The 26237-nt window shown below is 71.9% G+C and carries 27 protein-coding genes and 1 pseudogene; 17 read left to right on the top strand and 11 right to left on the bottom strand.

What is annotated here, in order from left to right:
• The first annotated feature begins 56 nt into the window (after window positions 1-56).
• The 3 genes from ABZ815_RS32515 (at window position 57) to ABZ815_RS32505 (ending at window position 3045) form a co-directional block, all read left to right on the top strand.
• Window positions 57-845: an SDR family oxidoreductase gene (locus tag ABZ815_RS32515; protein ID WP_357704682.1), complete on the top strand. Its 789-nt coding sequence runs from the start codon at window positions 57-59 to the stop codon at window positions 843-845.
• An 87-nt stretch (window positions 846-932) separates the two neighbouring features.
• A complete protein-coding gene (locus tag ABZ815_RS32510; protein WP_357704680.1) occupies window positions 933-2054 on the top strand; it encodes an MBL fold metallo-hydrolase in 1122 nt (373 codons plus the stop codon).
• A gap of 55 nt (window positions 2055-2109) precedes the next feature.
• Window positions 2110-3045, top strand: coding sequence for a pirin family protein (locus tag ABZ815_RS32505; RefSeq protein WP_357704943.1), 936 nt, complete (start codon window positions 2110-2112; stop codon window positions 3043-3045).
• A 58-nt stretch (window positions 3046-3103) separates the two neighbouring features.
• Here ABZ815_RS32505 and ABZ815_RS32500 read toward each other — a convergent pair whose 3' ends face one another.
• Together ABZ815_RS32500 and ABZ815_RS32495 are read right to left on the bottom strand one after the other, a co-directional pair.
• Window positions 3104-4099, bottom strand: coding sequence for a hypothetical protein (locus ABZ815_RS32500; protein ID WP_357704678.1), 996 nt, complete (start codon window positions 4097-4099; stop codon window positions 3104-3106).
• 111 nt (window positions 4100-4210) lie between these two features.
• Window positions 4211-5944, bottom strand: coding sequence for a protein kinase (locus ABZ815_RS32495; RefSeq protein WP_357704676.1), 1734 nt, complete (start codon window positions 5942-5944; stop codon window positions 4211-4213).
• A 136-nt stretch (window positions 5945-6080) separates the two neighbouring features.
• On the opposite strand from ABZ815_RS32495, the gene ABZ815_RS32490 reads away from it, so the two are divergent.
• Window positions 6081-6719, top strand: a complete 639-nt coding sequence (locus tag ABZ815_RS32490; RefSeq protein ID WP_357704674.1) for a GNAT family N-acetyltransferase — start codon at window positions 6081-6083, stop codon at window positions 6717-6719.
• Window positions 6720-6803: 84 nt separating this feature from the next.
• Here the strand turns inward: ABZ815_RS32490 and ABZ815_RS32485 are convergent, their stop codons facing one another.
• Genes ABZ815_RS32485 through ABZ815_RS32470 form a run of 4 tightly spaced genes read right to left on the bottom strand, consistent with a single transcriptional unit; the run spans window position 6804 to window position 10265 of the window.
• A complete protein-coding gene (locus ABZ815_RS32485) occupies window positions 6804-7868 on the bottom strand; it encodes an FAD-dependent oxidoreductase (protein WP_357704672.1) in 1065 nt (354 codons plus the stop codon).
• 59 nt (window positions 7869-7927) lie between these two features.
• Window positions 7928-8722: an aminoglycoside phosphotransferase family protein gene (locus tag ABZ815_RS32480; RefSeq protein ID WP_357704670.1), complete on the bottom strand. Its 795-nt coding sequence runs from the start codon at window positions 8720-8722 to the stop codon at window positions 7928-7930.
• Window positions 8723-8766: 44 nt separating this feature from the next.
• A complete protein-coding gene (locus tag ABZ815_RS32475; protein WP_357704668.1) occupies window positions 8767-9495 on the bottom strand; it encodes a hypothetical protein in 729 nt (242 codons plus the stop codon).
• A 2-nt stretch (window positions 9496-9497) separates the two neighbouring features.
• A complete protein-coding gene (locus ABZ815_RS32470; protein ID WP_357704666.1) occupies window positions 9498-10265 on the bottom strand; it encodes a hypothetical protein in 768 nt (255 codons plus the stop codon).
• A gap of 257 nt (window positions 10266-10522) precedes the next feature.
• Here ABZ815_RS32470 and ABZ815_RS32465 point away from each other — a divergent pair, with 257 nt between their 5' ends.
• On the top strand, window positions 10523-10864 hold the full coding sequence (locus tag ABZ815_RS32465) for a hypothetical protein (protein WP_357704664.1): 342 nt from the start codon (window positions 10523-10525) through the stop codon (window positions 10862-10864).
• Window positions 10865-10888: 24 nt separating this feature from the next.
• Here the strand turns inward: ABZ815_RS32465 and ABZ815_RS32460 are convergent, their stop codons facing one another.
• A complete protein-coding gene (locus ABZ815_RS32460; RefSeq protein WP_357704662.1) occupies window positions 10889-11440 on the bottom strand; it encodes an Lrp/AsnC family transcriptional regulator in 552 nt (183 codons plus the stop codon).
• On the opposite strand from ABZ815_RS32460, the gene ABZ815_RS32455 reads away from it, so the two are divergent.
• The 9 genes from ABZ815_RS32455 to ABZ815_RS32415 all read left to right on the top strand — a co-directional run bounded on the left by ABZ815_RS32455 (window position 11441) and on the right by ABZ815_RS32415 (window position 20143).
• Window positions 11441-11569 (top strand): hypothetical protein, encoded by a 129-nt coding sequence (locus ABZ815_RS32455; protein WP_357704660.1) that lies wholly within the window; start codon window positions 11441-11443, stop codon window positions 11567-11569.
• 63 nt (window positions 11570-11632) lie between these two features.
• Window positions 11633-13213: an ABC transporter substrate-binding protein gene (locus tag ABZ815_RS32450; protein ID WP_357704658.1), complete on the top strand. Its 1581-nt coding sequence runs from the start codon at window positions 11633-11635 to the stop codon at window positions 13211-13213.
• A gap of 12 nt (window positions 13214-13225) precedes the next feature.
• Window positions 13226-14356, top strand: coding sequence for an ABC transporter permease (locus ABZ815_RS32445; protein ID WP_357704656.1), 1131 nt, complete (start codon window positions 13226-13228; stop codon window positions 14354-14356).
• Window positions 14353-15213 carry an ABC transporter permease gene (locus ABZ815_RS32440; RefSeq protein WP_352328927.1) on the top strand — a complete coding sequence of 287 codons (861 nt, stop codon included), beginning with the start codon at window positions 14353-14355 and terminating at the stop codon, window positions 15211-15213. The genes ABZ815_RS32445 and ABZ815_RS32440 overlap by 4 nt, the downstream gene beginning before the upstream one ends.
• Window positions 15210-15992, top strand: a complete 783-nt coding sequence (locus tag ABZ815_RS32435) for an ABC transporter ATP-binding protein (protein WP_357704654.1) — start codon at window positions 15210-15212, stop codon at window positions 15990-15992. Before ABZ815_RS32440 ends, ABZ815_RS32435 begins: the two co-directional genes overlap by 4 nt.
• Window positions 15992-16894 carry an ABC transporter ATP-binding protein gene (locus ABZ815_RS32430; RefSeq protein WP_357704652.1) on the top strand — a complete coding sequence of 301 codons (903 nt, stop codon included), beginning with the start codon at window positions 15992-15994 and terminating at the stop codon, window positions 16892-16894. The genes ABZ815_RS32435 and ABZ815_RS32430 overlap by 1 nt, the downstream gene beginning before the upstream one ends.
• Entirely contained in the window at window positions 16891-17895 is a 1005-nt protein-coding gene (locus ABZ815_RS32425; protein WP_357704650.1) for a M24 family metallopeptidase, read from the top strand. The genes ABZ815_RS32430 and ABZ815_RS32425 overlap by 4 nt, the downstream gene beginning before the upstream one ends.
• Window positions 17896-17940: 45 nt before the next feature.
• Window positions 17941-19518: a Na+/H+ antiporter gene (locus ABZ815_RS32420; protein ID WP_357704648.1), complete on the top strand. Its 1578-nt coding sequence runs from the start codon at window positions 17941-17943 to the stop codon at window positions 19516-19518.
• A 70-nt stretch (window positions 19519-19588) separates the two neighbouring features.
• Complete coding sequence (locus ABZ815_RS32415) at window positions 19589-20143, top strand: acyclic terpene utilization AtuA family protein (RefSeq protein WP_357704940.1); 555 nt, start codon at window positions 19589-19591, stop codon at window positions 20141-20143.
• Window positions 20144-20337: 194 nt separating this feature from the next.
• On the opposite strand, the gene ABZ815_RS32410 is transcribed toward ABZ815_RS32415, so the two are convergent.
• Window positions 20338-20718, bottom strand: coding sequence for a heavy metal-binding domain-containing protein (locus ABZ815_RS32410; protein WP_357704646.1), 381 nt, complete (start codon window positions 20716-20718; stop codon window positions 20338-20340).
• 627 nt (window positions 20719-21345) lie between these two features.
• Window positions 21346-21567: pseudogene (locus ABZ815_RS32405) on the bottom strand (leucine-rich repeat domain-containing protein); the annotation flags it as partial.
• 71 nt (window positions 21568-21638) lie between these two features.
• Between ABZ815_RS32405 and ABZ815_RS32400 the strand changes: the two are divergent.
• Window positions 21639-23396, top strand: coding sequence for a tetratricopeptide repeat protein (locus ABZ815_RS32400; RefSeq protein WP_357704644.1), 1758 nt, complete (start codon window positions 21639-21641; stop codon window positions 23394-23396).
• A 15-nt stretch (window positions 23397-23411) separates the two neighbouring features.
• Here the strand turns inward: ABZ815_RS32400 and ABZ815_RS32395 are convergent, their stop codons facing one another.
• A complete protein-coding gene (locus ABZ815_RS32395) occupies window positions 23412-23570 on the bottom strand; it encodes a hypothetical protein (RefSeq protein WP_357704643.1) in 159 nt (52 codons plus the stop codon).
• 463 nt (window positions 23571-24033) lie between these two features.
• A complete protein-coding gene (locus ABZ815_RS32390) occupies window positions 24034-24957 on the bottom strand; it encodes an NADP-dependent oxidoreductase (protein ID WP_357704641.1) in 924 nt (307 codons plus the stop codon).
• A gap of 92 nt (window positions 24958-25049) precedes the next feature.
• Between ABZ815_RS32390 and ABZ815_RS32385 the strand changes: the two genes are divergently transcribed.
• The gene (locus tag ABZ815_RS32385; protein ID WP_357704639.1) at window positions 25050-25667 is read left to right on the top strand and encodes a TetR family transcriptional regulator; all 618 of its coding nucleotides are present in this window, start codon (window positions 25050-25052) and stop codon (window positions 25665-25667) included.
• 359 nt (window positions 25668-26026) lie between these two features.
• The gene (locus ABZ815_RS32380; RefSeq protein ID WP_357704637.1) at window positions 26027-26164 is read left to right on the top strand and encodes a hypothetical protein; all 138 of its coding nucleotides are present in this window, start codon (window positions 26027-26029) and stop codon (window positions 26162-26164) included.
• The last annotated feature ends 73 nt before the right edge of the window (window positions 26165-26237 follow it).

The following is a 26237-nucleotide window of genomic DNA, read 5'->3' as shown; positions in this document are numbered from 1 at the left end:
AGTGTTGCAAGTTCTAGAGTCATCGCATCACCGCTGATGCAAGAAAGGCGTTTCTCATGGACATGCGACTCACCGGCAAGACCGCCGTCGTCACCGGGGCGAGCAGGGGGCTGGGGCTGGCGATCGTCGAGGCGCTGAGCGCCGAGGGCATGCGGGTCGTGGCCGCGGCCCGCACGATCTCCCCCGAGCTGGAGCGCACCGGCGCGACCGTCGTGACCGCCGACCTGTCCACCGCGGCGGGCCCGGCCGAGCTGGTCGAACGGGCGCTGGCCGAGCTCGACGAGATCGACCTCCTGGTCAACAACGTGGGCGGCGGCGACAGCGGCCAGGGGCAGCTCGGCGGCTTCCTCGGCTTCGACGACGACGCCTGGCGCCAGGCCTACGACCTGAACTTCCTCAGCGCCGTGCGGGCCACCAGGGCCGCGATGCCCAGCCTGCTGCGCCGGCGCGGCACTGTGATCAACATCTCTTCCAACGGCGCCCGCGCGCCGCACATGGGGCCGATGGTCTACACCGTCGCCAAATCCGCGCTGACGGCGTTCGGCAAGGCCCTGGCCGAGGAGTTCGGCCCGCAGGGGGTGCGCGTCGCCACCGTCTCCCCCGGCGCCGCGCGCACCGCCCTGTGGGAGGCCCCCGACGGGTACGGCGCCGCCCTGGCCGCCTCGCTCGGCATGGAGCACGAGCAGTTGCTCGCGGGGCTGCCGTCGGTCACCGGAATGACGACCGGTAGGTTCGTCGAACCGGAAGAAGTCGCCACCTTGGTGACGTACCTGGCCTCGCCGCACGCCGGAAGCGTGAACGGCGCCGACTACGTCATCGACGGCGGAGCGATCAAGACGGTTTGAACTATCGCGATATATCGTAGAACGGGAACACCGGGGAATCCCGTCCGGTTGGGCGGGATGGACATCATCTCCAGGGGAGCGTGGGCAATGGCAGGAATGCGGACCGCACGGCGGATCCTCGCGGGCGGCGCGGTGGCCGCCGCGGCCGGATGGGCGTTGCGCGGGATACCGGCCGAGCTGGGTGTGCGGCCTTTGACGTCAGGGCCGGACCGGGCGGGCAGGATGCGGCGCTCGCCGCAGTTCAGGGGCGACACCTTCGTCAACCCCATGCCCGAGCCGACCACCTTGATGACCACGCCGCCCGTGGGGCTGCTCGCCGAGCTGGGCAGGAACAAGGAGCAGCGGCATCCGGCCGGGCCCATCCCGCTGCGCCTGCCCCCGTCCGGCCCGCCGCCCGCCGACGGCCTGCGCGCGGTCTGGTACGGCCACGCCTCCACGCTGGTGGAGATCGAGGGCAAGCGGGTGCTGTTCGACCCGGTGTGGAGCAACCGGGTCTCCCCCTCCCAGCTCGTCGGCCCCAAGCGGCACCACCCGCTGCCGGTCGACCTCGGCGAGCTGCCGCAGGTAGATGCGATCGCGATCTCGCACGACCACTACGACCACCTGGACATGGCCACCGTACGCTCGCTCACGCGCACCCAGAAGGCGCCGTTCCTGGTCCCGCTGGGCATCGGGGCGCACCTTGAGCGGTGGGGCGTGCCGCTGTACCGGATCATCGAGCTCGACTGGGACGAGGAGGCCGAGGTGGCGGGCCTGCGCTTCGTCGCCACCGCCGCCCGGCACTTCTCCGGACGCACCTTCACCAGGAACGACACCCTGTGGGGCTCGTGGGTGGTGGCCGGGGCGAACAAGCGGGTGTTCTACGCCGGCGACTCCGGATACTTCCAGGGCTACCGGGGCATCGGCGCCGCTCACGGGCCGTTCGACCTGACGCTGATGCCGATCGGCGCCTACAGCCCGGCCTGGCCCGACATCCACATGAACCCGGAGGAGGCGGTCAACGCCCACCTCGACCTGGGCGGCTCGCTGCTGCTGCCGGTCCACTGGGCGACGTTCACGCTGGCGCTGCACCCGTGGGCCGAGCCGGTCGACCGGCTGTGGCGGGAGGCGAAGGCACGAGACGTCGAGATCGTGGTGCCCCGGCCGGGCGAGGGCGTCGACGTGACCGCCGTCCAGGCCGTTGACGGCTGGTGGGAGACCCTGGGGTAACGGTCCGGGACGCGTAGGGGGTTGTACGGCCCCCTACAGTCATGGGGTGAGCAACATGGAACGCGACCCCCAGGAACTCCGCTGCGCCGCCGAAGCCGACGGCCGCGGCGAGGTGCTGACCGGGCGCGAGGTGCCCCTGGGCGGCCCCCGCGCGATGCGGGTCAGCAGGACGCTGCCCGGCGTGCACCGCCGGATGATCGGCGCCTGGTGCTTCGTCGATGCCTACGGCCCCGAACCGGCGCTGATGCGCGTGCCGCCCCACCCGCACACCGGCCTGCAGACGGTGACCTGGCTGGTCGCGGGCGAGGTGCTCCACCGCGACAGCGTGGGCAGCCTGCGCCGGGTGCGCCCCGGCCGGCTCAACCTGATGACGGCCGGGCGCGGCATCTCGCACTCGGAGGAGTCGCCGGGCACGACCCTGCACGGCGTGCAGCTCTGGGTGGCCCTGCCCGACGCCCACCGTCGGACGGCCCCCGCCTTCGAGCACCACGCCACCCTGCCCGTGCTGTCCGGCCCCGGCTTCGAGGCCACTGTGATCATGGGCGAGCTCGGCGGCGTGACCTCGCCCGCCACCGCCCACAGCCCCCTGGTGAGCGCCGAGATCGCGGTGGACGGCACGGGCGAGGTGCCCCTCGACCCCGGCTTCGAGCACGGGCTGCTGCTGCTCGACGGCGAGGTCGAGCAGGCCGTGCCGGGCGCGCTGCGCTACCTGCCGCCGGGCCCCGGCACGCTGCGGCTGTCCGGGCGCGGACGGGTGCTGCTGATCGGCGGCGAGCCGTTCGGCGAGGAGATCGTCATGTGGTGGAACTTCGTGGGACGCTCCCACGAGGAGATCGCCGCCTTCCGCGAGGAGTGGATGGAGGGCGAGGGCTTCGGCTCGGTCGAGGGCTTCGACGGCGACCCGCTCCCCGCCCCGGCGCTCCCCTCCATCCGGCTCAAGCCCCGCGGCCGAGTCCGCGCCGAGCACCCAGCCGGCCCCCAGAATCAGTAGACCCGAGCGCCCAGCCACCCTCGGAGAATCAGTGGGCCGAGCCCCCGGCCCCCGCGGATCAATACACCGAGATGTGCGGGTGGTCGAAGTGGTTGGCTGTCGTGCCGCCGCGGTTGGACATCGTGCGCCAGGTGCCGGTCCTGGAGTGCCAGATGCGCTGCCGGTAGATGATGTACATGATGCCCAGGCGCCGGGAGTTCTTGATCGCCCAGTTCGCGATCTCGTAGCCGCGCTTGACCTCGGCCGGCGAGGGCATCGCGCCTCCGTGGCTGAGCATGAAGTCGCAGGCCCGGCCGAGGGGGTGCTCGCCGCCGTCCTGGATCGTCCGGTAGCAGCCGATCCCCATCGGCACCGCGAACCGTTCCTTGATCAACGTCTTGACCAGGCGCATGCGCGGCGTGATGTTCTCGGAGCCGTCCGGGAGCTGCGGCACCCACGTACCGTCCGGACGTCGCACCCCCGGCGCCGTGTACAGCTCGTCGATCCGGTCCCTGATCCGCTCGATCAGCTTCTCGGCCTTCTCCTTGCGCCGTTCCAGGTCGGCCACCGCCGTCCCGAGCTCCTCGGAGCGGGCCGCGGCCTCCTCCTCGGCCTTGCGGCGCTCGTCCCTGACCTGGGCGTAGCCGCGCAGACGGGCGTCCTGGACGTCGATGAGGTGACGGCTGAGCGCCAGGCGGCGCAACAACCCGTCCGGGTCCTCGCTGGCGGTGAACAGGGCGACCTGGTTGGGTTCGCCGCCGATGTACTGGGCCACGGCCAGCGTCCTGAGCTGGAGCGACTCCCGGTCGTAGACCTCCTGGGCGGCGGCCAGCCGCTCGCGCGCGGCCTTCTCCGTCTTCTCGGCCTGCTGCTGGGCGCGGCGGCCGTTGTAGTACTCCTCGATCAGCCGGTCCGACTCCTTGCTCATCGCGGCCAGCTCCTTCTTGAGCTGCTTCACGGAGGGCTTGGGGGCCGCGAGCCCCGCTGAGGCGTTGCCCGCCATCAGGACCAGCCCGGTCAGGACGGCGACCGTGGCCCGCGCGACGTGACCCACGGCGGGGGAGGCGACCGCCACTGTCCTCCTTAGCCTGAGCCGCAGGGCAGGTTCCGGTCAGGAGCTAATCAGACTCCGGGACGCCCTCTATCCGACGCTGATAGTAGGGGATCAAGCATCCTTCCCCGCAACTTATGACTTTTCCTGACTACGGGATTTTCGTATGCGTCTGACCGCCATACGCCCTCCGACCAGCGCCGATCCGGGCACCACGAGCATGCCGAGCAGGCTGGACCCGAGCCCGACGTCGAGGTCGGCGTCCAGCAGCCCGCCTCCGCCACCGCCGAGCAGGGAGCCGCCGAGCGACAACCCGACCGAGACGGACAGGAGCGGCTTGTGGGTCTTGGCGGGAGGCGGCTCGGGAGCGGGCGCGCTCGTGGCGGCCGGCCTGGGCGCGGGGGCGCTCGTGGCGGGGCCGCCGGTGGCGGGCGGACGGGTCGAGGCCGGGTCACCGGCGGGCTGACGGGTGACGGGCGGCCGGGTGGACGGCGGCGCCGAGCGCGTGGGCGGCGACCCGGTCTCCGTCCGCCTGCCGGTCGGCCTGCCGGACGGACCCGGCGGCCGGTCACCGGCGGTCGCCGAGGCGGGAGGCGTAGCAGGCGCGGACGAAGCCGGCGCGGACGACGCGGGCCCCGCCGTGGCGGGCGGCCCGGTCGGCTGCCCGCTGGGCCCGGCGGTGACGATCACCGGCGGCGAGACCGTCCCGGACCCGCTGGGCACGGGCGTCACCGGGGTCACCGGCTCCGGCGAGACGGGCGCCGTCATCGAGGCGGTCCCCGTGGACACGGGCGGCAGCGCGGTGCCGCTGTCGGTCGAGGGCGAGGGCGACCCGCTCCAGATCACGAACGTCGACGCCACCGCCGCCGCCGTCGCCAGCACCAGCCCGCCGGTCACCGCCGACTTGGCCGGCGCCCCCAGCGAGCTGCGCACCACGCCGGTGGCCGTAGAGGCCCCGCTCGCCGCACCGCTGTCCACGCCGCCTTCCAAGATGCCGCCCGCGCCGGTCCCGGCCGACGGGAGCAACGCGGCGAACGGCATCGCCAGCACGGCCAGCCCCGACCGCCCGCGCAGCTCCCACCCCGCACCGTACGTCCCGTGCGCCACCTCCTCCAGCTCGGCCAGGAACGCCTCGGCCGAGGCCGGCCGGTCGGCGGGGTCCTTGGCCAGGCCGTGCTCGATCAGCCCGCGCAGCCGTCCGTCCACCTTCTCCAGCGGGGGCGGCATGTGCTGGTGCTGGAAGGCCAGGGCGGCCAGGTTCGCGGCGGTGAACGGGCGGCGGCCGGTGAGGCATTCGTAGCAGACCAGGGTGGCGGCGTACACGTCGGTGGCCGGGCCGGCCGGGGCGTCGTCCCACTGCTCGGGGGCCATGTAGGCGGGGGTGCCGGCCAGGGCGCCTGTCTCGCCGAAGCGGGCCGCCACGCCGAAGTCGACCAGCTTGCTGTCGCCGTTCGTGGTGACGATGACGTTCTCGGGCTTGAAGTCGCGGTGCACCACCCCGCGCCGGTGCGCCTCGGCCAGGCCGAGCAGCGCCCCCTTCAGCACGGTGAGCGCGGCCTCCACGCCGGTGCCGCCCTCCCCGGCGATCAGGCGGCGCAGCGTGACGCCGTCGACCAGCTCCATCACGATGGCGGACGCGCCCCCGGCCTCGACGTAGTCCAGCAGGCGGGCGGTGTGGGGGCTGTCGATCTCGCCGATGACCCGGGCCTCGGCGCGGAAGCGGGCGGCGAACTCGCCGTCCTCGCGCAGGGTCTCAGACAGGTGCTTGATCGCGACCGGTAAGCCGTCGGAGTCGCGGACGGCGAGCATGACGCGGCCGGTCCCTCCGTGACCGAGTTCCCGGATCTCCGTGTAACCGGGAACAGCCATGTCGGGCCCTCCTGACCGGATATAGATCCTTATGTCAGGACGCTAGCCGAATGTAACACGCCGTGTCGAGCCCCTTCGCGGGAGTAACCAGACCCCTATCTCAATCGGTATTTTTCCTACTTCCTATAGTAGATCCGTGGCTCTTACCGATCATCTGCGCGAATGGCTCGGGGCCTGGCCCCCCACGGGAAACCTCGACGTCACAGGCTCGCCGCTGCGTACGCTGCCCGCCTGGGACGGCCGCGTGCACCCCGCCCTCGGCGTCGGCACCCCGGAGGGGGCGGTGTTGTCGGTGCCGCCCGAGCACGTCGCCCGGGTGAGCGCCGTACGCACGCTCCGGGAGATCCCCGCGCTGATCGGATATGGGGATCGCGGCTGGTTCGACGCCGTCTTCCGGTGGACCACCGAGCCCGCTCCCCTGCCCGACGCCGGGCAGTGGATCCCCGCGACGGACGACACCGTCCCCGGATGGCTGCGCGTGTTCGGCGGCGAGGTGCTGGTGGCCGTGGACCCCGAGACCGGCGATCACCTGGCCGGGGTGGGCATCAAGCGGCACGACCGCTTCGGACGGGAACTGTCGGTGGTCACCGCTCCTGAGGCCCGGGGGCGCGGCCTGGCCAGACGGCTGGTGGCGCAGGCGGCGCGGCGGGTGCTGGACGAGGGTGCGGTGCCGACGTACATGCACGGGGTCGGCAACACCGCCTCGGCCGCCGTCGCCAAGGCGGCGGGCTTCCCCGACCTCGGCTGGACCGCCTTCGGCGTCGCCGAGAACTGATCCCCGCGCCAGAGGGAGCGAGGGTGGGGCCGACGCATCCGATGACCAGCCCCCAACCGATCCCCGCGCCTGAGGGAGCGAGGTTCAGGCCGCCGGGAGGGCGGGGCGGGAGGCCAGCAGCGCGCGAATGTTGCGGGCGGCGGTGCGGCCGGCGCGGTTGGCGCCGACCGTGCTGGCCGACGGCCCGTAGCCGACGAGCTGCAGCCGCGGCTCCCTGACGACCCGCGTCCCGTCCACCTTGACGCCGCCGCCCGGCTCCCGCAGGCGCAGCGGCGCGAGGTGGTCGAGCGCCGACCGGAAGCCGGTGGCCCACACGACGACGTCCGCCGCCTGCTGCCGCCCGTCCGCCCACTCCACGCCGTACGGGGTGAGGCGGCCGAACATCGGCAGCCGCTCCAGCGCCCCCTTGGCCAGCGCCTGGCGCACGACGACGCTGTAGCCGAGCCCGGTGACGCCGACCACGCTCTGCGGCGGCAACCCGGCCCGTACCCGCGCCTCCACCAGGGCGACGGCCTCCCGGCGGGCGTCCTCGCCGAAGTCGCCGTCCCTGAAGACCGGCGGGCGGCGGGTGACCCAGACGGTCTGCGCCGCGACGTCGGCCACCTCCGACAGCACGTGCATCGCCGAGGCCCCGCCCCCGACCACGACCACCCGCCGGCCCGCGAACGCCTCCGGCCCGCGATAGCCCGCGTAGTGCAGCTGCTCGCCCAGGAAGCCCGCGGCCCCCGGGTAGTACGGCCAGTACGGCCGGGTCCAGGTGCCGGTCGCGTTGACCACGGCCCCGGCCGCCCACTCCCCCGCGTCCGCCGCCACGACCAGCCGCCCGCCCTCACCCTCCCGTACGGCCGTCACCTTGACCGGCCGCAGGACCTCCAGCCCCACCCGCCGCTCGTAGTCGCCGTAGTACTCCGGGACGACCTCCGCCGCGGGCCGGTCACCGGCCGCCTCCAGGCCGCCCGGCGCGCCGGGCAGGTCGAAGACGCCGTGCACCTTGCCCATGGTCAGCGACGGCGACCGGTGCCGCCACGCTCCCCCGGGCCCCTGCGCCGCGTCGAGCACCAGCGTCTCGATCCCGAACCGCCGCAGGAAGTACGCACTGGACAGACCCGCCTGCCCGGCGCCGATCACCACAACCTCGGTCGTCTCCACGATCGACTGCAACCCCGCGCGACGCCCCGCTCTTCCCACCCCGGCCCGGGAGCCGGCGCCTACCGGGGACGCGGCTCCGTGAGCGCTTCGGCGAACAGGGCGCGGTGGCGCAGGACGTGCTCGCGGTCCACGCCGTACAGGACGTCGTCGCCGCGGGCGAGGTGCGCGGCGAAGGCCCGGTCGCCCGCCGCCGCCCGTTCGCGCATGTGCCGGACGAGGTGGTCCAGCCGTTCGGCGGCGACGGCGGGCAGCGCCGGACGGTCGCCCTCGGCCAGGCCGTAGGCGTCGGCGAACAGCCGCAGCCGGCGCGCCTGCTCAGCCACCGGACCGGCCCCTTCGTGCCGCGGGTCGCCCAGCGGGACGAAGCGGTAGGCGGCGTAGGCCACGTCCCACAGGCGCGGCCCCGGATGGGCGGTGTCGAAGTCGATCAGGGTCACCGGCCGCCCGTCGCGGAACACGCAGTTGTACGGCGCGACGTCACCGTGGCAGATCACCTCGGCGGGTTCGCGCGGCGGGAAGTACCAGGTGGCCGCGCCGTCGAGCGGGAAGTCCTCGGTGGCGTCGTGGTAGCCGCGCAGCAGCCGGGCGACGGCGCCGAGTGCCGCGTCGGACCGGGCGTAGCCGGGCAACGGATCATTGGGCACCTCGCCGGGGACGAAGTCGACCACCTCCCGGCCCTGGGCGTCGATCCCGTGCCCGGCCGGCGCGCCCGTGAAGCCGCGGGCGGCCAGGTGGCCGAGCAGCGCGTGCACGGCCGGTGTCCAGGGACCGGTCGGGCGGCGCACGGTGGCGCCCACCCGCACCACCAGGTTGACGCCGCCGCCGGTCAGCAACTCCTCGTCGCGCTCGCTCACGCCCGCCAGTCTCGCACCCCGGCGACGACGCCCGGCGTGACCGGTCAGCGCACCCTGAACGCGACCGCGGTCGTGGAGGCGATCGCCGTGACGAGGACCACCATGATCAGGACCGTGCCGAGCGGGTTCTTGCGTCGCGGCACAGCCTGGATCTGCGCGATCCGCCTGCGCGCCGCGACCCTCGGGGTCGGCGTGGGCGTCGGCGTCACCTTCGGGGAGGGCACCGGCACCATGCGTACCGGCCGAGGGGTGTGCCGAGGCACCGGACGCGGCGTGGAAGGCGGCACCGGCCGCGACGACCGAGGCGGCGGCGAAGGGGACGGCGGCGGGGGCGGCTTCGGGGACGGCGGCGGCGGGGACGGGCGCACATGGCAGTCGCCCACCTCCACACCGCCGCCCGGCCCGGACACACACACCGAGTCGGGGCCGATCGACACGTGCGGCACGGAGACGCCGGTCGTCGGCGCAGGACCGCCGGACCGCGTCGACGCCGACCCCCGTGGCCTCGGACCGTCGCCGATGCGCACGCCCGGCACCGACACCACCGGTCGCGGATCGTCCCAGATCGCCACGCCCGGCACCGACACCACCGGCTCGGGACGCTCGTCGCTCACCGGCGACCCGTGGATCGTGATCCCCGGCTCCGGGACGTGCGGCGGACGTGCGTGCACGGTGCCGGGGGCCGGGGGTTGCAGGTCGGCCGCCGCCGGGCCGGCCGCGCCGGCGGCGAGCAGAGCGGCGGCCAGCAGCAGCGGCGCGCGCCTGGCGCCCACGGTCACATTCCCCCGGCGATGCGGGAGAACTCCTGCAGCGCGCCCTGGAACGCCTGCGGCCCGACCGCCAGCGGCCCGGCGAAGGCGTGGGCGATGTCCCAGGTCAGGTAGGTGCCGAAGCCGAGCATCGCGGCCATCGCCAGCAGCGGGAGCACCGCCAGGCCACGCGGCCGGGCGCCGGCCAGGTAGGGGAAGACGATGACCAGCAGGCCGGTGAGCACGGTCAGGAACAGCAGCCCTTGGGGCGGGGTGGCGGCGGCGTCCATGGAGCGCTGGGACCGGGCTGCGGCGATCGCGGCGACGCGTTCGAGCACGGCGTCACGGGCATCCTTGTCGTCGTCGGTCTTGGTGACGACGGCGCTGACCCGGCTGCGCATGGCGTCGAGTCTGGCGGCGCCGACCGGGTCCATCCGGCCCTCGGCCATCAGCGGCCACTCGTCCCTGACCACGAAGGTGACGTAGTCGCGCAGCGCGGTGCGGACCGTCTGGGGGGCCGTGCCGGGCAGGTCGGCCGCGGCCCAGTAGGCGTCGATCGCGGCCTGGCCCTCGGCCTGGGCGTTCTGGCGGGCGGCGTCGGCGGTGGTCCAGGGCACGATGATCGCGATCGCGAACACCAGCAGGAACAGCGCCGACAACATGGACCCCGCATGACCGGCCGAGACCCCGTCGGGCTCGGCGTCGTCGCTGCCCTTCTTCGTGAGCCGGAACACCAGCGCGGTGAGCGCCACCACGCCCACGGCCGCCACGATCGAGAGCGTGTACGCCAGCATGAAGATCTCCCAAACCTTCTCGAATACACAGTGTTACATGACTATCACACTATGCAACGCTGGCGTCAGCTACCGGCAGGTAAAGTCGCGGGCGGGCGCGCGAGGCCGCCACCGTACGCCGCCGGAGGTCGAGAACCTGCTCGCACGGCGGTCCCGGGCAGGGCCGACGCTGGACGGATCGTTGATCATGACCGGCCGTTCTGACCAAACGTCCAGCCGGTCGGTGATGATCCGGGAAAACGGTGACTATGGACGGCGTGAATCTCAACGGCCGTAAATTCGTGATGGTGAGCTCGACGGCGAGCGCGGTGGACCCCGACAGCCCGACGGAGTTCCTGTACTGGGAGGCCGACGGCGTGGTGTGGGGCAGCTACACGGGCGACACCGTGACCCACGGCCGCTTCGTCGGGACGCGCGACGGCGCCGACGTCTCCATCTCCTACGCGCACGCGCTCAGGGCCGGCGGCAAGGCCGGCGGCCAGAGCAGCAGCCGCGTCGAGCAGGGCGAGGACGGGCTGCTGCGTCTGGTGGAGGAGTTCCGGTTCGACGGCGACGACACGCTGCACGTCAGCGTGTGCGCCGAGGTCGCGTCCTCCTGACGCCTCCTGGGGGGCGGGCGGGTCTCAGCCGTCCTTGCGCAGGGCGGCGCGTCCCTCGGCGGCTCCGACGAACCGCATCTTGCCGAGCGGAACGTCGCCCTGCGTCTCCTGCGGCGTCCGCCGGACGGGACGGGAGGCGTCCCGGTCGGACGGCAGCACGTACGGCCGTCTGAGCACTTCGTCCAGGATGAACACGGTCTCGGTGGCCTTGACCGCCGGGATGTTGGCCAGGCGGTCGGTCACCATGCTGTGCACGGCGGCCACGTCGGAGACCCGTACCTGGATCATGGCGTCGTGCTGGCCGGTGGTGATCGCGCAGTACTCGACCTCGGGCATCCGGGCCAGTTCGGCCCTGAACTGCTTCCACATCTGCTGGCGCACGGTCACGAAGATCAGCGCGGTGATGCCGAGCCCGGCCCGCACGTGGTCGATCTCCGCGGTGAAGCGCTTGATCGCGCCGTCGGCGCGCAGCGCCTCGAAACGCGTGTAGGCGTTCGCGCGGGAGATGCCCACCCGTTCGGCCAGCGCGGCGACCGAGATCCTGCCGTTCTCGCGCAGGACCTCAAGGATCTTCATGTGGACGTCGTCCAGTTCGAGACCGATGCCGATCCGTCCAGGCTGACCGCTGCCGCTGGCACCATTTCTGGAAATATCACTCATCATTACACCTCGACCATTTATATCCGTCTCACGGACCGCACATGACCTGGACGTTCTGCCGGACAATCCTCGACATCCTTCTCCCGAACGTCCAATTTGGAGGACCCCATGGCGACCCGCTCGCAGACGGCGGCAGTGCTGCTCGCCGGTGCGCTCGCCCTTGCCGCCTGCGGAAGCGGCGGCACCTCGCAGACCCCGGCGGCCTCCGGTGGCGGTGGGAAGACGCTCGTCATCGACACGTCGTTCGACCTCAAGACGGCCGACCCCGGCCGCACCTACGAGCCGACCGGGCTCATCGTCGGCAAGGCCGTCTACGAGACGCTGCTGACCTTCGACGGCGCCGACGTGACCAAGCCGGTCCCGGCGCTGGCCGAGTCCTACGAGCTGAGCGAGGACGGCAAGACGCTGACGCTCAAGCTCAAGAAGGGCCCCACCTTCGCCGACGGCTCGCCGATCACCGCCGACGACGTGGTGTTCTCGCTCAACCGCGTGCGCGACATGAAGGGCACCCCGTCGTTCCTGCTGGACGGCGTCGAGGTGGCCAAGACCGACGACTCGACGATCACGCTGACGTCGAAGGCGCCGAACCCGGCGCTGCCCTACATCCTGCCGAACCCGGCGCTGGGCATCCTCAACAGCAAGGTCGCCAAGGAGCACGGCGCGACGGCCGACGCCCAGGACAAGGCCGAGCAGTACCTGAACTCGTCCTCGGCGGGCTCCGGGCCGTACACGATCGAGGCGTTCAACGTGAGCAGCCAGGTCACGCTCAAGGCGAACCCGAAGTACTACGGCACCAAGCCGGCCTACGACAAGGTCGTGATCCGCAACGTCGAGGCCGCCACGCAGAAGCTGAACGTGCAGCGCGGCGACAGCCAGGTGGCGCTGAACCTGTCCGGTGACCAGGTCACCAACATGCCCTCCACCCTGCAGGTCAAGAAGACCGCCTCGGCGAACGTCATCTTCCTGCTGGCCAACCAGGACTCGGGCGTCAGCAAGACCACGCCGAACGCCAAGTTCGTCGAGGCCGTGCGCAAGGGCGTGGACTACGCGGGCCTGCTGGAGCTGGCCGGCGAGGGCTCGACGCAGGCGCCGGGCATCATCCCGTCGCAGCTGCTCGGCGCGCTGCCGCCGGAGCAGGCCCCCAAGCGGGACGTCGAGGGCGCCAAGGCGGCCCTGGCGGCCAGCGGCGTGTCGAACCCGACCGTCAAGCTGGAGTTCCCGAGCGAGCTGACCGTCAACGGCCTGTCGTTCCAGCCGCTGGCCGAGCGCATCCAGGCCAACCTCAAGGAGGTCGGCATCACGGTGGACCTCCAGCCCGCGCCGGTGACGACCGCGCTGGACAACTACCGCAACGGCAAGGAGGAAATGGGCCTGTGGTACTGGGGCCCCGACTACCCGGACCCGAGCGACTACCTGGCGTTCGCGCCGGGCAAGACCGTGGGCCTGCGGGCCGGCTGGAAGGAAGGCGCGGCCAAGGAGATCGAGGCCGCCGCTGACAAGGCCGCGACCGCGATCGGCGACGAGCCGCGCAAGACGGCCTACGCCGACCTGCAGACCAAGCTCAACGCCTCCGGTCCGTTCGTGCCGCTGATCCAGCCGAGCCAGAACATCGTGTCGGCCGCGTCCGTGACGGGCCTGGAGTACCACCCGGTCTGGACCGTGGACGTCGCCGACCTCGGCACGAAGTAAGGAGACCGGCAGGTGTCCGACAACCAGGGCGCGGCGGGCTCGCCGCCGCGCCCCGGCGCCGGCTCCCCGGGCGGCTCTCCGGCAGGGACGGCCGCCACGGCGGCGCCGCGGCGGCGGGGAGTGCCTCCGCTGGCGCGCTTCCTCGTCCGGCGCATCCTCATCGCCGTGCTGCTGGCCTGGGGCATCACGCTCGTCACGTTCCTGCTGACCAACCTGGTGCCCGGCGACCCCGTGGCCGCCAACCTGGGCCAGCGGGCGCTGGGCGACCCGGCCATCGTGGCGCAGTGGCGGTCCGAGCACGGCCTGGACAAGCCGCTGTGGCAGCAGTACGGGCTCTATCTGCAGGGCCTGGTCCAGGGCGACCTGGGCACCAGCCAGCAGAGCCACCGTCCGGTCAGCCAGGACCTGGCCGAGTTCGTCCCGGCGACGCTGGAGCTGGCGGGCGCGGCGATCCTGATCTCGCTGGTGCTGGGCGTGGCCTTCGGCGTGATCGCCGCGCTGCGCCGGGACCGGCTGTCCGACCACGTGCTGCGGCTGGTCAGCCTGATCGGCATCTCGGTGCCGACGTTCTGGCTGGCGCTGGTGGCGTTCTACGTGTTCTTCTTCCGGCTGCAGATCACGCCGGGCAGCGGGCGCGTGGACGCGGCGCTCGGCTCGGCGCCGGCGGTGACCGGGCTGCAGACGATCGACGCGCTGCTGGCGGGCCGGTGGGACATCTTCACCTCGGCCGTCGGCCATCTGATCACGCCGGCGCTGGTGCTGGCGCTGTACACGATCGGCCTGCTGACCCGCTTCACCCGTTCGGCGGTGCTGGAGGTGCTGGGTCAGGACTACGTCCGCGCGGCCCGCGCCAAGGGGCTGCCGGGCCGGGTGATCCTGTTCCGGTACGTGCTGCGTTCGGCGCTGGTGCCGATCATCACCGTGGCCGGTCTGGCCTTCGGCAGCCTGCTGTCGGGCACCGTCCTGGTCGAGGCGATCTTCGCCTGGCCCGGTGTCGGCCAGTACGCCTACAAGAGCGCCACCAGCCTCGACCTGCCCGCCGTGATGGGCGTCGGCCTGGTCGTGGGCGTGGTCTACCTGGTCATCAACCTGATCGTGGACGTGCTGTACGGCGTCATCGATCCCCGAGTGAGGCTGCAATGAGAGGCAAGGGGCTGCTGGGCAGGCTGCCCGAGGCGTGGCGGCAGCCGCTGGCCGTCGCGGGCGCCGTCCTGGCCGTGGCCTGGCTGGTGATCGCGCTGGCCGCGCCGTGGCTGGCGCCGCACGACCCGCTGGCCCAGGACCTGCCGCGGCTGGCGCCTCCGGGCCCCGGCCACTGGTTCGGCACCGACCAGCTCGGGCGCGACATCCTGAGCCGCGTCATGTACGGCGCGCGGGTGTCGATCCCGCTGACGTTGCTGCTGGTCGTGCTGTCGGTGCTGGTCGGCGGCCTGCTGGGGGCGTGCGCCGGGTACTTCGGCAAGTGGGTCGGCGAGACGATCATGCGGATCGCGGATCTGGTGTTCGCGTTCCCGACCGTGATCCTGGCCATGGTGGTGGCCGCGGCGCTGGGCGCGAGCCTGGGCAACGCGGTGCTGGCCGTGCTGGTGGTGGCCTGGCCCGCCTACGCCCGCGTCACCCGCGGGCTGGTGCTGGGCGTGCGCGAGCGGGAGTTCGTGCTGAGCGGGCGGCTGCTGGGCTTCTCGGTGTGGCGTTCGCTGCGGGTGGACGTGCTGCCGAACGTGACCGGCCCGATCCTGGTGCTGGCCACGCTCGACATCGGCACGGCGCTGCTGCTGCTGTCCGGCCTGTCGTTCCTGGGCCTGGGGGCCAAGCCGCCCTCGCCCGAGTGGGGCGCGATGGTGGCCTCCGGCGTCGAGGTGTTCGACAGCTGGTGGGTGGCGACGTTCCCGGGCCTGGCGATCCTGACCGTGGTGCTGGCGTTCAACTTCCTCGGCGACACGCTGCGGGACGCGCTCGACCCGCGGACGGCCCGCGCGATCAAGGAGCGTGCGTTGTGACGCTGGACATCACCGACCTGAAGGTGTCGATCGGCGGCAAGGAGATCCTGCGCGGCGTCGACCTGAAGCTGGCCGCCGGGCGCGTGCACGGCCTGGCCGGCGAGAGCGGGTCGGGCAAGACGATGACGGGCCTGGCCGTCCTGGGGCTGCTGCCGCACGGCGCGCGGGTCTCGGGCCGGATCGGGCTCGGCGAGCGGGACCTGCTCACGCTGCCGCCCAAGGAGCTCAACCAGGTGCGCGGCGGCGAGGTCGCCATGGTGTTCCAGGACCCGGCGACCAGCCTGCACCCGATGCTCACGATCGGCCGGCAGCTCACCGAGCACATGCGGCACCACCTCGGCCTGGGCAAGGCCGAGGCGAAGGCGCGGGCGGTCGAGCTGCTGGGCAAGGTGCGCATCCCGGGCGCCGAGGAGGCGTACGGGCGTTTCCCGCACCAGTTCTCCGGCGGCATGCGGCAGCGCATCGCGATCGCCGTCGCGCTGGCCTGCTCGCCGAAGGTGCTGATCGCCGACGAGCCGACGACGGCGCTGGACGTGACCGTGCAGGCGGGCGTGCTGCGGCTGCTGCGCGGGCTCTGCGACGAGCTGGGCCTGGCCGTGCTGCTGGTCACGCACGACCTGGGCGTGATGTCGGCGGTCGCGGACGAGGTGAGCGTGATGAAGGACGGCCTGGTCGTGGAGACCGGGCCGCGCGGGCGGGTGCTGCGCGACCCCGAGCACCCCTACACGCGCGCGCTGCTGGACTCGCTTCCTGATTCTGCTTCGGACGTGGAGGGCTGATGCTGGACATCGAGGACCTGGTCGTCGAGCACCGCTCCCCCGGGCGTCCGGTCGTGCGGGCGGTGGCCGGGGCGAGCCTGTCCGTACGGGCGGGCGAGGTCGTGGGCCTGGTCGGCGAGTCGGGGTGCGGCAAGTCCACCCTGGCGCGGGCGGTCTGCGGGCTGAACCCGGTCACGCACGGGTCGATCGCGTTCGAGGGGCAGCAGGTCACGCCGCTCGGCCTGCGGCGCAGGAAGCTGACCGACATCCAGATGGTGTTCCAGGACCCGTACGCGTCGCTGAACCCGCGGCGCCGGGTGGGCGACCAGATCGCCGACGGCCTGCGCACCGCGAACGACACCGCCACCGACCCGGCCGACCTGCTGGAACGGGTGGGCCTGCCGCGCGCCTTCGCGGGGCGGCATCCGCACGAGTTCTCCGGCGGCCAGCGGCAGCGCATCGCGATCGCCAGGGCGCTGGCGGCCCGGCCGCGGCTGCTCATCGGCGACGAGCCGATCTCGGCGCTGGACGCCTCCGCGCAGGCGCAGGTGGCCCGGCTGATGCGCGACCTCGCGGTGGACTCGGGGGCCGGGCTGCTGTTCATCAGCCACGACCTGTCGGTGGTGCGGCTGATCGCCGACCGGATCGCCGTCATGTACCTCGGCAAGATCGTCGAGGTGGGCGCGACGGCCGAGGTGTGGGACGACCCGAAGCACCCGTACACCAGGGCGTTGCTGGGGGCCATCCCCAAGCCGGACGGGATGGGCGTGCTGCCCGCCGAGCTGGCCGGGGACGTGCCGGACCCGGCGAACCCGCCGGGCGGCTGCCGGTTCAACCCGCGTTGCCCGCTGGTGATGGAGGTGTGCCGCGAGAAGGAGCCGGACTTCGGTCCGGTCGCCTGCTGGCTGCACGAGCCGGCGTGAGCCGGGGCCACGCCGCGCGGGTGGCGGCCGTGCGGCGGGCGATGGCCGCGGAGGGCATCGACGTGCTGGTGCTGCGGCCGTCGCCGGACTTCCGGTTCCTCAGCGCCTCCCGCGCCTGGCCGGACGGCGGCGCCGGGGAGGGCGTGTTCCTCGTGGTGACGGCCGACGCGATCGTCGAGACCCGCGATCCGGCGGGGCTGGTGCCCGCCTCCGCGCGCCGGGTGGGGGTGGACCCGGAGATGCGGGCGGGCGAGCTGTTCCGGCTGGCGATCGCCGCCGAGCTGGTGCCCGCCTCCGCGGTGCTGGCGCCGCTGCGGCTGCGCAAGGACCCCGCCGAACTGGCGGCGCTCGGCCGGGCGGTCGCGGCGGCGGAGTCGGTGCTCGCACAGGCGGGCGAGCTGGCCTGGTTCGGCGCGACCGAGCGGGCGATGGCGCGCCGGCTGCGGCTGCTGGCGCTGGAGTCGGGCTGCGAGGAGGTGATCTCGCTGCGCGTGTCGGCGGGCGAGCACACCGCGCGGCCCGCGCACGTCCCGGGCGGGCGGGTGATCAATCCGGGTGACGCGCTGCTGGTGTCGCTGTGCGGGCGCTGGGACGGCTACTGCGCCGAGGTCGGCCGGGTGTTCGCGGTGGCCGAGCCGCCGGAGGACTACGAGGCGATGTACTCGGTGGTGCTGGCCGCCCACCGCGCGGCCCTGTCGGCGCTGCGGCCGTCGGTCCCGTTCGCGGAGCTGGCCAGGACGGTGAACGAGGTCATCGACGCCAGCGGGTACGGCCGCTTCGCCTCCCTGCACGTGGGCCGCGGGGTGGGCCTGGGGCACGACGAGGGGCCGCGGGCGGGCGAGGAGGCGGTGTTCGCCCCGGGGATGACGTTCTGCCTGGAACCTGCCATCTACGTGCCCGACCTGTTCGGCGCCCGGGTGGCCGACGTGGTGGCCTGCACGGCCGCCGAGCCGGTGGCGCTGGGCACGAGCCCGCACACCCTGCACGTCCTCGACCGCTGAGGCGGCCCCGCATACGTTGGGTGACGACGATCACCGGGGGGCGTCGTGGACCAGTTCGTGCTGCTCATGCTGGTGCTGCTGGGCGCGCTGATCACGGTTCCGCTGGGTGAGCGGCTGGGGCTGCCCGCGCCGGTGCTGATGACGCTGCTGGGCATCGTCATGGCGGTGCTGCCGTTCGTGCCGAACGTGGACATCCCGCCGGGCATCGTGCTGCCGTTGCTGCTGCCGCCGTTGTTGTACGCGGCGGTGCGGCGTACGTCGTGGCGGCAGTTCGCGGCGAACTGGCAGCCGATCTTCCTGCTCGCGGTGGCACTCGTGTTCGTGACGACGGCGGCCGTGGCGGCCACGGCGCACGCGCTCGTCCCCGGCCTGCCGCTGGCGGCGGCGGCGGCGCTGGGCGCGCTGGTCGCGCCGCCCGATCCGGTGGCGGCCACGGCGGTGGCCGGGCGGCTGGGCCTGCCGCGGCGCATGGTGTCGCTGCTGGAGGGCGAGGGCCTGTTCAACGACGTGACCGCGATCGTGCTCTACCACGTGGCGGTCGCGGCGGTCGTCACCGGCGTGTTCTCCTGGCCGGGCGCGCTGGGCGAGTTCGTGCTGTCGGCGGTGGTGGCCGTGGCGGCGGGGTTCGCGCTGGGCTGGGCGGCCGGGCGGCTGATGGCGCTGCTGGGCGACGCGACGTTGCAGGTGGGGTTGTCGCTGGTGGTGCCGTTCGTGAGCTACGCGGTGGCCGACGAGCTGGGCGGGTCGGGCGTGCTGGCCGTGCTGACCACCGCCTTCTACCTCAGCGACCGCATGTCGGACGCCGACGACGTGTTCGGCCGCTTCGCCTCGGCGACGTTCTGGCAGGTGGTGGACACGCTGGTGACGGGGATCGCGTTCGGGCTGATCGGGCTGGAGCTGCACACCGTGTTCGGCACGGTCCACGGGCGGTTCGGGGAGGTGCTGTGGTGGAGCGCCGCCGTGGTGGTCGTCGTCGTGGGCGTGCGGCTGCTGTGGCTGCTGCCGGCGGCGTGGGTGGCCAAGAAGGGGCGGCGCGAGGACACCGAGGTGCCGATGAGCTGGCGCGAGACCGTCGTGATGTGGTGGGCCGGCATGCGCGGCGTGGCGTCGGTGGCGCTGGCGCTGGCCATCCCGCTGCGGACCCACGACGGTCAGCCGTTCCCGCAGCGGCCGGTGATCGTGTTCATCGCGTTCGCGGTCATCCTGGTGACGCTGGTGGTGCAGGGGCTGTCGCTGCCGTGGCTGGTGACGCGGCTCGGCGTCAAGGCCGACACGGCGGCCGAACGCGACCTGGAGAAGCGCCTGGCCGTCCGGGCCGCCCACGCGGCCAAGCGGCGGCTGCGGGAGATCGACGAGGCCGAGGACCTGCCCGAGGACGTCGTCGAGCTGCTGGGCAGGCGCATGATGGACCTCGGGCTGCGGATCAGTCCCGAGGCCGCCGACGACGAGCGGCGCGAGGCGTTCGAGCAGCGGGCGCAGCGGGCGCGGCTGGTCCGGCGGGTGCAGGAGGAGATGATGTCGGCCGCCCGACAGGCCGTGCTGGACGCCCGCCGCGACCCGCGGGCCGACCCCCAGGTGGTCTCCCGGGTGCTGCGCGCCCTCGACGCCAGGAGCCTGCGCTGACCAGCGCGGATCCGTCCCGGACGACGTTGACGGTGTGTGATCGGGGGGCGCGGAGGGTAGTCATGTGGATATGCTGCGGATCGGCACGCTGGGCTCCGCCCCGTCGGTCGGCGTCGTCGCCTGTGGATGGCACGACAGCGATCCGGGTCCTTTCATCACCGGCATCAAGCTGATCTACACCCTCGGCGGCCCGCTGCCGGAGCTGCCCGGGCTGCGGATCACGCCCGTGGCCCTGCGGGGCGCCGAGCAGATCGCCACCGCCCTGCTCCAGGGGCTCGACGTGGTGATCACCGAGCCCGCCTGCCCGGCCGCGCCCGTGGTGGCGGCCGGCATGTGGCACTACGGCTGGACCAGACGCGACGTGTCGGCCCTGGCCGGGGCGACGGTCGCCGGTCTGGCGCTGGCCACGCAGCCGGGCGCGTGCGTGGCGGAGATCGGGCGTGACGGCACCAGCGCGATCGACGGCCAGATCCCGGCCGCGTCCGTCCGGGCCCGCCTGGCGGCGGCGTTCTCCGGCGGCCGGTACCGCACGCCGGAGGTCACGGTGCCGCTGGAGGCGGTGCGGCTCAGTGAGGACACGCCGTGCCGGATCCGGATCGCCCGTACGCCGGGGATCGTCGTCTGAGGCCGTGGTGACCGCTCCAGGACGGTCCCGGACCGGCTTCTAGAAGGGCCGGCTTTCGAATCGCTATCGATTCGATTCATCCGGGCCAGGTCTGCCCAGCTCTCCGATCATCCGCGCGCTCGCTCCGCCCGCCCCTGATGGGCCGGATCTCATCTCCCCCGGAGGGATCACATCGGTGGTCAGCCGAAAGGGCGTCACGACAGTGGCGGAACCCTCCCGGCTTCGGCCATCTTGCCGTACTGCTGCCGGGCCCAGAGGCTCACCGGCTGCGCCCACACCGCCGTGCCGTACGCGCAGATGCCCGCCCATCCCTGGACGCCCGCGTGGACGCTCTCGTAACGCATTCCGATGATCGCGTTGGCGCCCAGTTGCCGAGCCTTGTGGACCATCAGTCCGGTCGCCTGGTGCCTGATCAAGTCGAGCTCGCCGGGTATGTCGGGCGGGCGGCCGAGTTCGCTGAGTACGTTCGACCAGTCCTGGATGGTATTGGGGGCGCCCGCGACCAGCCCGGTCACGTGGTCGTAGACCGCCTGGATCTCATAACCCGGCAGGCTCTCAATGGTCACGATCAGCATCGTTGTCCGCCATCCCGATCTCTAAGTGCCTGTTAGCAGACGGTTTGGGTGGGGTCGCGCGTCGACTCTGGGGTCAGGAAAAGACTTCTGACAGTCGAGGGAACCGGCCACCGCGGTGGTGTTCGCCGGGCGCGAAGCCGACTGCGCACCATACGACTCGGCCAGTGCGGGCGCGGTATATGTGCAGCGGCGACGTCAACTTCTTCGCAGCCGAAGCGAGCGCCGCCGCCTGGGCCGAGACGACCGGACCCTGCTGCGGAGATGGGACGGGGTCGATCGCAATACCTGGCCAGCATTGCCGCGATCAGCTCATCGATGTCGATGCCGCGGACCTCTCATGATCGTCGACTGAACCGCTAAGCGGTACACGTATATCCCCTACCTCGCGCCGTAAAGGCAGAATGAGAACTCGACGTTCGGCAGCGTGACGCGCAGCCGTTCCGTCATGGCGTCACTGAAGACGTGGTGGTCGACACAGTGGACACTCCCGAAGTGGTCCCTGTGAGGGGCGGCGCCCAGGTCGAGTCGCTTGGGGGACGCGAGGACCTGTCCCTTCCTGGGGAGAAACCATGCCCTCGCATATCGGTCGGTGAAGAAGCCGTCACGCTCGGGGTCGTCGCACAGGTAGAGCCGCTTGAGGTGGGTGAGGGGCTGCCCGAGCAGCAACGCCTCCGCGCCCCGGTCAGTGAGTTGGCCCAGGGCCAGGCTCAGCGACTCCAACCGCGCCACGATCGGCGCGACCGCGACCGCTTCGGCGATGTCGTCCTGAAACGAGCTTCTCTCCAGACCAAGGTGACGCAGCGCGGGCAGCCGTTCCCCGGACATCAACGGGGCGAGGTCGTCGAGCGTGACCGTGCAGCCGTTGGCCTCGTAGCCGAGCCACATCCACTCCAGGTACGGATCCCCTGCCCACCCCGGAGGTGCTCGGCCGATTCCTGCGCTCGTTGGGGGTTGCCACCCCGGCGATCCTGGCCGAGCCGGAGGAGACCGTCGCCACCTTTCGCTCGCTGACACATGGGAAGCGCCTGCTGATCCTTTTGGATAATGCGGCGAGCGCCGAGCAGGTACGCCATCTGCTGCCCGGCAGCGGGACGTGCGGCGTGCTCATCACCAGCCGGCGGATGCTGAGCTCGATCGACGCCGCGAGCCATTCTCAGCTCCAGGGGCTGACGCGAGACGAGGCCGGCGCACTTCTCACCCGGTTCCTCGGCGCTGACCGGCTCGACCGCGAAGCCCAGGCGGCGGCCGAGGTCATACCACTATGCGGCGAACTACCGCTGGCGCTGTCCATTGTCGCAGCACGGCTGCTCGGGCGACCGGACATGTCAGTTCGCGCCCTCGCCGACAGGCTCGCCGGCGAGCAGCGGCGGCTGGCCGAGCTCGAGATCGACGACCAGGCGGTACGCGCCAGTTTCATGGTCAGCTACGAGGACCTGGGTGATGGACCGGCGGCCCGGCTGTTCCGGTTGCTCGGCCTTCTAGACGGGCCGGATACCGGCGTTCCCGTCGCCGCAGCGCTCGCGGAGCTACCTGAGCGGCGCACGGCCGCGCTTCTCGATCATTTGCTGGAGAGCCAGCTCGTGGTGTCCGATGTTCCCGGGCGGTATCGCATGCACGACCTCCTGCGGTTGTTCGCCAAGGAGCTCGCGATGAAGCAGGAGAGCGAGAAGGCCCGCGCCCTCGCCGTCCGACGAGCTTTCCATTGTCATCTCGCCACGGCACGACGCGCGGCGTTGTCGGTAGAGCCGCTGATCGCCTGGCGGATCGACTTCGTACCCGAGGTGCTCACCCATTCCGGGGTGCCGCTGGAGTCCGTTGAGGTGGTCAACGCATGGCTCGATGCCGAGATCGATAATCTTGTTGCCATCGCCCGTCAGGCCGTGACGAGTGCTGATCCGGCGATCGCGGCCTACCTGTCCGCATGCTTGAACACGCCGTTGGAACAGCGGGCGCGATGGCGCGAGCAACTGGCCCTGGGACATCTCGCTCTGGAGGCGGCGCGTTCCACCGGTGATCTCCGCCAGGCGGGGCTCGGCAACAATGATCTCGGTTGGGCATCGCACGCGTTGGGAAAGCCCGCAGAGGCTCTGGCGTCCTTCGACCATGCTCTCGATGCCTGGACACCGATCGGCTACGACACCGGCCAAGCCTTGGCCCTGAACGGACGCGGTGCGGCTCTTCGTTCGTTGGGGCGCCACGAGGAGTCGCTTGTTGCCCTGGAACAGGCGAGCGCAATCTGGCACCGATTGGGCCATGCCCGGCACGAGGCGTCGTGCCTGACCGGCATCGGACTGACCCATCAACGACTCGAACGTTACGACGAGGCGATCGCCGCTCACCGAAAGGCGCTGTCTCTGGCAAAAGAGTCGAATGCCAGGGTCACCGAGGTGATGGCGCTGGGCAACCTTGGTGAGGCACACAGACTGAACGGGCAGGCAGATGAGGCGGTGACCTGCTTCCAGGAGGCCCTCCGGCTGGATCGGCAGCGCGGCTTGTCCGGCACCTATTGGGAGGCAGAGCATTTGTGGGGGCTCGGCCGGGCGACGGGTGACCGTGACCACCTGAACAAGTCAGCGGCCATCCTCCACGAGCTGGAGCTGATCACTTACCACGAAGCCCGCGCGATCGAACTCGACCCGGTTCCTGACACCCCCGACGCCATCTCGCAGCAACTCTAGACGCAGGCCGCACGGTCAACCGCCAGGCAGGCGCCGCACCGCCTGCCGTACGGCCACCACGGTACGCCGGCGCACCTCCGGGGTCACCTGGCGACTCCTGCCTGTCACCTCGACCTCGACCACGAGGTTGCTCACCTGAGTCCACAGCGTGATCCGGGCCGGCGAGCCGAACATGGTCTGCCGCTCTTCTCCTGCGTGAACGCGGCCTCGCCCACCGCTTCCACCCGCTTGACCGGCGACACACTCACGTTGGCGCCGGGCTCGTCGGAGGTGCCGGCGGTACGCTCGGTAGCCAAGGCAACGCGTGCCCGGAGGACACCGTTGATCACCAGAAGACAACCGGCCGGACGTGACACGAGTAGCCCATCACCACGTTTCCCTCCTGATGGGCCGCTCGCCGTGAGCGAAGCAGGCGCGGGAAAGCAGGCGGTCGCGGCGGCCCGGGGGCTGAGAAGTCCCGTGGCGATGTCTCGACACACAGGCCCCCCTGCGAGCACCCACGCGACCGCAAGCCGCCCGACCGCGTCCCAACAGCGCCCCGGATGTCAGGCGCGGCGCGGTGTCCGGCGGGGTGCCGGGTAAGAATCGTGCCAAGCGGCATGAGCCGGTGGCAACACCTTGGCCTCAGAAGCAAGTATCAGTCAGGAATGAGCACGAGCTTGCCGCGGACGTGGCCGGTTTCGCTGGCGCGGTGGGCGGCCGCGGAGTCGGCGAGGCGGTAGGAGGTGAGCGGGACCGTGATCGCGCCGGCGGCTGCGAGCCCCGCGACCTCGGCGAGGATCGCCGGCATGTCGCCGGGCTCCTCCGCGATGAACCGGGCGCCGAGCTGCCCGGCCGAGAAGTCGGCGAGCGTTACGACGCGATCGGGGGCGCCGGCCAGGCTGATCAGTTCGGGCAGCGAGCCGTGGCCGGCGGTGTCCAGGACGGCATCGATGCCTCCGGGAGCTGTCGCGGCGATGCGTTCGCCGAGGTTGGTGCCGTAGCGGACCGGTGTGGCTCCGAGCGACCGTAGGTAGTCGTGGTTGGTGTCACTGGCCGTCCCGATCACGGTGGCGCCCCGCCGCCTGGCCAGTTGCACCGCGAGCGTTCCGACCCCGCCTGATGCGCCGTCGATGACCAGCGTCTCGCCGGGGGTGAGGTTGAGCATGTCGAGCGCGTGGTGAGCGGTTGTCGCGGCGACGGGTAGTGCGGCCGCAAGCTCCCAGGCGAGCCCTGTCGGCTTGGCGGCGATCCGGTCCACCCGGGCCAGCGCTTTCTCGCCGTAGCTTCCGGCGAGCGCTTTGCCCAGCACCTCGTCGCCGACGGCGAATCCCTGCGTGTCCTCGCCGACGGCCTCGATCACGCCGGCCACGTCGATGCCGGGTACGTGTGGCAGTTCGACGGGCATCACGTCGGCCAGCGCGCCGGAGCGGATCTTCCAATCGATCGGGTTCACGGCGGCGGCGCGGACGCCGATGCGTACTTGCCCGCGTCCTGGCTCCGGCACGGCGAGTTCGAGGAGGTCAAGGACCTCCGCATCCCCATATCGGGAGAACGCAACTGCTTGATAGCTGTCTGGCATCGGAGTCTTTCGGGATCGAGGCTGCTTCGGACTAGCGAACCGGCGGTTTGTTTCGGCTTCGGTAGCATACGAACCGCCGGTTCGATTTTCAAATGGAGACGATCATGCCGCCGACCAAGAAAGCCCGCGCGGACGCGACGAGAAACCGCGCGGCGATCCTCGCCGCGGCCACGTCCCTGTTCGCGCGAGAAGACATCTCGACCGTCTCGGTGCAGGACATCGCGCACGCGGCGGGTGTCAGCAAGGCGGCGATCTTCCGGCACTTCCGCGACCGCTCGGGCCTCATCCAGGAAATCCTCGAGCCCCGCGCCGCGCAACTGCGCGCAGCGGTTGAGAGCGGTCCCCCACCCCTCGGGCCTGGGGCGCCGCCAGCCGAAGCGCTGGCAACCTACGTCGAGGCGCTGCTCGACTTCGTATGGCGCAACCGGGCCCTCATCCGGGCCTTCGAGTACCTCGGACCAGACGCCTACTACGCCAACGACGCCAGCCGCTTCTGGATCGCGGAGCTGACCCGCCGACTCGCCGCGACCGCCCCCGACATCGACGCCGAGTACCTCGCCTACGCCGTGTTCACGGCACTACGCGCCGACGTCATCGACCATCTCCTGACCGTTCCGGGAATGACCCCCGAGCGCATCAGAACAGGCATCCACACCCTTGCGACGGACGTCGCTGGGCAAGTTCGAGGAGCGCCTGACCCTGCCGGATGACGTCGACGATGTCGAAATCGCGCTGCTGAGCTGGTAGGCGCAGCGCGGCCAGGCTGCTCATCCCCCGACGGGGCGCCCCTGATCGCCGTGGGCTCCTCGCGGTGGTGGCGGCAACAGCGGTCCCGCGGCGCTCGTTGGCTACGCGGGTGCAAACGTAGGCAAAGTGGACCGTCCTTCTGGTGCTGGCCGGGTTGGCAGGTGTCTACGCGATAGCCGGGTCACCCCTGGCCCTGGCGGTAGTCGGCTTACAGGTGCTCTTCACCCGGCGCCGGTCCTGGTGGTCGGCGACTGGAACCCGAACGCGCGCGCCGAACTGGACGGCGCGGCAGACCCAAGCCGATCCGCCGGGGCTCGGCCGCATGGGCAACCTGACCACTCGCCTGACCGAGCTGGACGGGCGGCTGGACCTGGCCCGGGACGGCGAGTGGTCCGAGCTGGCCGCGACGGTGCCGACACGCTCCTGGGTCCCCGCCTGGTACTACAGCCAGGCTTTGTGATCTGTAGGCTGTGGTCATGCCTGATGAGTTAACCGCTGATGATCTTCAATCATGGGTGTCAGGGCTGGATGCG

Origin of the sequence: Nonomuraea sp. NPDC047529, from assembly GCF_040642995.1 — a bacterium.
GTDB lineage: Bacteria > Actinomycetota > Actinomycetes > Streptosporangiales > Streptosporangiaceae > Nonomuraea.
The sequence above is the reverse complement of the archived record's forward strand: the minus strand, read 5'-3'. Positions and strand labels throughout refer to the sequence as shown.

Coding starts and splice junctions, on each gene's coding strand:
- ABZ815_RS32515 (WP_357704682.1), top strand. CDS start 57: ATGGACATGCGACTCACCGGCAAGACCGCCGTCGTCACCGGGGCGAGC.
- ABZ815_RS32510 (WP_357704680.1), top strand. CDS start 933: ATGGCAGGAATGCGGACCGCACGGCGGATCCTCGCGGGCGGCGCGGTG.
- ABZ815_RS32505 (WP_357704943.1), top strand. CDS start 2,110: ATGGAACGCGACCCCCAGGAACTCCGCTGCGCCGCCGAAGCCGACGGC.
- ABZ815_RS32495 (WP_357704676.1), bottom strand. CDS start 5,944: ATGGCTGTTCCCGGTTACACGGAGATCCGGGAACTCGGTCACGGAGGG.
- ABZ815_RS32470 (WP_357704666.1), bottom strand. CDS start 10,265: ATGCTGGCGTACACGCTCTCGATCGTGGCGGCCGTGGGCGTGGTGGCG.
- ABZ815_RS32460 (WP_357704662.1), bottom strand. CDS start 11,440: ATGAAGATCCTTGAGGTCCTGCGCGAGAACGGCAGGATCTCGGTCGCC.
- ABZ815_RS32450 (WP_357704658.1), top strand. CDS start 11,633: ATGGCGACCCGCTCGCAGACGGCGGCAGTGCTGCTCGCCGGTGCGCTC.
- ABZ815_RS32440 (WP_352328927.1), top strand. CDS start 14,353: ATGAGAGGCAAGGGGCTGCTGGGCAGGCTGCCCGAGGCGTGGCGGCAG.
- ABZ815_RS32430 (WP_357704652.1), top strand. CDS start 15,992: ATGCTGGACATCGAGGACCTGGTCGTCGAGCACCGCTCCCCCGGGCGT.
- ABZ815_RS32415 (WP_357704940.1), top strand. CDS start 19,589: ATGCTGCGGATCGGCACGCTGGGCTCCGCCCCGTCGGTCGGCGTCGTC.
- ABZ815_RS32410 (WP_357704646.1), bottom strand. CDS start 20,718: ATGCTGATCGTGACCATTGAGAGCCTGCCGGGTTATGAGATCCAGGCG.
- ABZ815_RS32395 (WP_357704643.1), bottom strand. CDS start 23,570: ATGTTCGGCTCGCCGGCCCGGATCACGCTGTGGACTCAGGTGAGCAAC.
- ABZ815_RS32390 (WP_357704641.1), bottom strand. CDS start 24,957: ATGCCAGACAGCTATCAAGCAGTTGCGTTCTCCCGATATGGGGATGCG.
- ABZ815_RS32385 (WP_357704639.1), top strand. CDS start 25,050: ATGGAGACGATCATGCCGCCGACCAAGAAAGCCCGCGCGGACGCGACG.
- ABZ815_RS32380 (WP_357704637.1), top strand. CDS start 26,027: ATGGGCAACCTGACCACTCGCCTGACCGAGCTGGACGGGCGGCTGGAC.